At 30.8% G+C, this 3,697-nt stretch carries 2 protein-coding genes; both read left to right on the forward strand.

Annotated elements, in window-relative coordinates; translation table 11 throughout:
• The first annotated feature begins 80 nt into the window (after positions 1-80).
• The gene (locus tag AQ1689_RS10780) at positions 81-668 is read left to right on the forward strand and encodes a glycoside hydrolase family 108 protein (protein WP_101956085.1); all 588 of its coding nucleotides are present in this window, start codon (positions 81-83) and stop codon (positions 666-668) included.
• Between the two features lie 87 nt (positions 669-755).
• On the forward strand, positions 756-3,697 hold a 2,942-nt coding region (locus tag AQ1689_RS10785), incomplete at its 3' end, for an ArdC family protein (protein WP_101956086.1).

Below are 3,697 nucleotides of genomic sequence, written 5' to 3' on the forward strand. Positions count from 1 at the left end.
TCGGGTAATGACCTTTACCTTGGAGGTACATTTATAACAGATATTTATAAACATAAATAATTTATAAAAATCAATTCATAATGGCAAACTACCCAACATTTCAAAAGAAAATACAACGAGCAGAAGGAGGTTATCAAAAATTAAAAACTGATAGCGGGAATTACAACTCCTTAAAAGAATTAGTCGGAACAAATTTTGGTGTTTCGGCTAAAGTTTATGAACGAAATATCGGCAGACCACCAAGCATTGCCGATATGAAAAATATTACCCAACAAATAGCACATACTATCTTCAAAAATCAATTTTGGGATAGTATAAATGCAGATAAAATAACATCGCAAGCAATTGCTGAAACATTTGCAGACCACGCAATAAATGCAAGTCCTAAAAGAGCTACAATAATAATGCAACGTACACTAAACAACGCATTTAATAAAAAGCTTTTAGTTGATGGAATTGCAGGAGCAAAAACAATAACTGCAATTAATAGCGTAGATGCTAAAGAGTTATTTAATGCCTATTCACAAGCTCGTAAAAGTTATTACAGCAGTTTACGAGATTGTAAGCATTTTTGCTCTGTTTGGCATCGGCGAGTAGATGAATTAGCAACTGACCATAATATAAGTATCAATAAACCAGTACACGGTTTATCAAAAAAAAAAGCCTAAAAATAATTTTTGGTTTGATAATAATTGCTGGAGCAACATATTTAGCAACGAAAAAACCAACCTTACATAAAGCATTAAAATAACAGCATGACCATACAACAGCAATTTAAAAACCTAAACGGATCAACAGTTTCAAGAAGTCAATTAGAAGCAATTATCGCAAACGCAAAAAAAGCAAACGATACTGAAATGATTTACCGTTTATCAGGAATATTATTAGCCAATAAAGGCGTTAATAGATTTTATGTTTCATTACGTCAATATCCAACAGCCTTAGCAGGTTCAATGCACAAAGGAGCGTACAAAGAAGCATTGACAGAATGCGGGCGTTTGCGTAAAGGTTGGCGTTTTCACAAAGGAGGCGTATTAAAAATAGCTTCAGTAGATAAAAAAACAAAGCAAATTAAAATGGCTTTAAATGGTAAAAAGCCATGCAGTTGTGGTGGGAAAAAACGTGTGGTTGTAAAAAAAAAAAGTCTAAACGCTAATAATTTATCTTTTGACGAATTAGAAGGGTTAGGATTACCTTTTATCCCTAACCCTGAAAGCGTTGAAGCCCCTACGGCACTGGGTAAACCATTTACAAATGATGACATTTATCAGATGATTACCGATAAAATGATTTCATTAGTTGAAAAAGCATCAGGTAAAGGAGTTCAGAAAAAATGGGGTCAAAAAGAGTTTTACGAAAAAGACGGTTTTTTAATTCCAATTAATTTTGTTTCAAAAAATGCCTATCGTGGTGTTAATCCGTGGTTGTTAAAAGATGATTTTTTTAGCGTTATGGATAACCCTTATTTTATGACTTTTAAGCAAATAAAGGAGAAAAAAGGAACGTTAAAAAAAGGCTCAAAAGGTACGCCAATTGTATATTTCACATTACTTTATAAATTCGATAATCCGAAGACAAAAAAAGAATTTGGAACATACGATAAAGAGTATATGATAAAATACATTAAAAATTTCGGTTATTTAAAATCTGATTTTGATGATGTTGTAAATAGTATTGCAATTTTGAAATATTACAATGTTTTCAATGGTTCGGATATTGAAGATATTGATTTTAAATTAGATGAATTACAATTAGGTAGAGTTTTAAAATCTGATGAAAGTTTAGCAAACGAAAAAAACGAAATTGCCGAATTAATCGTAAAAAATTACCCAAAACCAGCACCAACTATTAAGCATGGAGGCAATGACGCATATCATCAAGAATCAGCTGATTTAGTTCAAATGCCAAGGTTACAATCTTTTGATACACCTAATGATTATTATGCCGTTTTATTTCACGAATTAATCCATTCAACAGGGAATAAAAAGCGATTAGCTAGAAAATTAGGTAATAAATTCGGTTCAAAAGAATACGCAAAAGAAGAACTTATTGCTGAATTTGGAGCGGTATTTTTATCAGCTCAATCAGGTATTATTTGGCATTCAAATAAAAATCATGCGGAATATTTAAAGAATTGGCAAAGTGTATTGAAAATAGCAAAAGACGACAATAAATTTTTGATGCGTGGAGCAAGTGCAGCACAAAAAGCTTCTGATTTTGTGTTAAATTTAGATGCCAACAATGTACCAGCATTTCACAAAGAATTAGGTAAAATAGTAACTGCAAAAAAATCAGTAAAGAAAACATCTACTAAAAAAATGGTTTCAATTCCTGATATTTCAGCGTATCCTGTGGCAATTCCTGAAACTAAAAAAACCATAAAAGCAAATGCCCCTTTTGATAGTTGCGGACGTTTACGCAAAGGTTGGCACTATAAAAAAGGTAAATTAACACAAGTTGCATCAAAAGTAAAAGCTACCAAAAAAGCCGAAATTAAAAAGGTTGTAAAGAGAGTTGTTAAACCAACTAAAACGGTAGTAAAGCTAGTAGTCAAGGAAGATAAACCTTTAGTAAAAAAAAGCATCAACAAACTAAATTACGAAGACCCAAAAACTTTTGAAAATGATTTAGATTACGAAACATCAAAAAGCAGTTACTATTGGATTTCTTTTAGCCCAGATAGAAGAGCTAAAACAGAACTTAATGACTGGAAAAATGGATTAGCTGAACAATATAAAGAATTAAAAGAATATGCAAAACAGGAGGGGTACAGCGTTGCTGATTTGAATAATGATTATGAGTATTTTCATAAAAGGTTATTGAAAGCAAAATTAGAGGTTATTAGTAGTCGTTCACGTACAGCTAGTTCTATGATTACAGGGAGTGCTAATTTTCCAACGGAAAGAAACCGAAAGAAAATAGGCTACTATCGTAATAAACTGGAAAAATATATTGCTATTCTTGATAAAGGTATAAATGCTATAAAAAAGAAAATATATCCCTTTAAACAGATAAAAAGTGGTGAAAAAAACACGATTGAAATGCTTAATCAAAAGGTGTTTAATTTAGAGAAACTAAGGGAAATTCAAAATGATTTTAATAAAAACATTCACCGTAAAACCGCAAATATTGATGATCGTAAATTGTTTTTTATAGAAAATAATCCTATTCCTTTTTACAAAAAATCTTTTCCTAATAAATCTATTTGCTTTGTTGAATCAAGAGTTGAAGAAGCTGTAAACGGAGATAAATTAGTAATAGACTTATACCTTTCAAAAACAATTTTAGATACTAAAAAAAGAATAAAGGGGGAGGAGCTTCGGAATAATGAAATAGGTTCTGATGGTTCTAAAATGTTTTTTGATGGTGGTTATTATATTCACAATTCAGAAGCAAATAGAATACAGGTTTTTTACGATGAAAAACCAAATGATGAAATTAAAAACCTTTTAAAGAAAAATGCTTTTAGATGGTCGCCAAGGAATAAAGCATGGCAACGCCAAATGACTAGAAATGCAATATATGTAGCTGAAAAATTATTTACAAAAAACACTAATAAAACTGCCGTAAAGCCAACACCTATAAAATTAGGCAATCCAAAAAATCCAAAAAAGACAAATTCTTTAGCTTATAAAATGGCAAATCGTCAAAATAAAGTTTCTGAAATTTATAAAATTAGAGATAAAAATATCAGTGA

It is taken from the genome of Tenacibaculum finnmarkense (assembly GCF_900239185.1).
Lineage (GTDB): Bacteria > Bacteroidota > Bacteroidia > Flavobacteriales > Flavobacteriaceae > Polaribacter > Polaribacter finnmarkensis.

Bases quoted from the DNA above. Each gene is read 5' to 3' on its own strand.
- AQ1689_RS10780 (WP_101956085.1), top strand. From the start codon at position 81: ATGGCAAACTACCCAACATTTCAAAAGAAAATACAACGAGCAGAAGGA.